Below are 1,099 nucleotides of genomic sequence, written 5' to 3' on the forward strand. Positions count from 1 at the left end.
AAATCAAGCCATTTTGATGATTACTTATCTGGATAATACAGAAGTAGTTAGAAATTTTAAAATCGCTCTTGTAAAACGATTTGATGAAATGGAGAAGGAACTCTATGCAAGAAAAATTGCAAGAGCAGTTGAAAAGCCGAAAGGAATTACTCTTCATCAAGCTATTTCTGAGTGGAATCATTACTCACGACATGGTAATACATGGCATACGATTATTAGAAGTTTGCTTGCTACAACAGTAACAGGACTGACAAAGAAGCAAATTCAAGCTAGAGATACTGACTGGCGAAAAGAAAAAACGCTCCTAGACCTCCTTGATTCGGTGGAAATGGAACGTTACAAAATGCTTGAAAGTATCGCAATAGCCATGATTGAAGCTGGTTCCGATTACGAACCACTCAAAGTTGCTATTAAAGCAACAATGACAATAAAAAAAGTCCACACCGACCAAAGTAGAGACTTTTAAACTATAAGTAAGGCAAGCTCTTCATGAGTTTTGCTTTACTCAAATTATAACATATTTGAGGAGAAACACAAATGACAGAATTTATAACCATTGATGAAGCGAAGCTATTATTCACACAGTGCTTAGCAAAATCGAGACACCACATTGAAGTGGATGATGTCACTGACAAACTTTTTGATGGTAAAAGCGTAGCTACCTTTACTTTTATGGGGAATGGCTATCAAGTGGAATTGGAGGCTTAAAATGCAATCATCTACTTTCAAAATAGAAGATTTAGAGAAAGCACGAACTTTTGAAAATAAACATTTTTTAATTCTCTCTGTAAAAATGAATTCTGAAATTGGACATCAAGTTTTTTTAAAAAGCATAAAAAACAAAAAAACAGTAATTATTTTCAATCAAAATAAAGCTCCTCTTTGTATCAAAGTATCTCATGAGTTTGCACAAAGTTGGAAACTGAAAAAACAAGCTGAAACTAAGAAAAGAGATAAAGTATGAAATTTATAAAAATGGACGTTATAAGCACAGAAATACTACCTACTTGGTTGGTTAAACCTAGTCGTGCTGAAGTAAGAAAAATATTAATTGTCAATGAAACTAAAGCCCCAAAGTTGCATATAAGACTTAAACGAG

3 protein-coding genes are annotated in these 1,099 nt (G+C 33.3%); all 3 read left to right on the forward strand.

The window, feature by feature from the left end:
- Positions 1-466: hypothetical protein (locus ABZ194_RS30400; RefSeq protein WP_355600451.1), on the forward strand; the 466-nt coding region annotated here is incomplete at its 5' end.
- Between the two features lie 71 nt (positions 467-537).
- The gene (locus tag ABZ194_RS30405; RefSeq protein ID WP_269889312.1) at positions 538-708 is read left to right on the forward strand and encodes a DUF1655 domain-containing protein; all 171 of its coding nucleotides are present in this window, start codon (positions 538-540) and stop codon (positions 706-708) included.
- Positions 680-964: a hypothetical protein gene (locus tag ABZ194_RS30410; RefSeq protein ID WP_351515821.1), complete on the forward strand. Its 285-nt coding sequence runs from the start codon at positions 680-682 to the stop codon at positions 962-964. The genes ABZ194_RS30405 and ABZ194_RS30410 overlap by 29 nt, the downstream gene beginning before the upstream one ends.
- Positions 965-1,099: the final 135 nt, after the last annotated feature.

It is taken from the genome of Streptosporangium sp. NPDC006007 (assembly GCF_040614315.1).
Taxonomy (GTDB): Bacteria; Actinomycetota; Actinomycetes; order Streptosporangiales; family Streptosporangiaceae; genus Streptosporangium.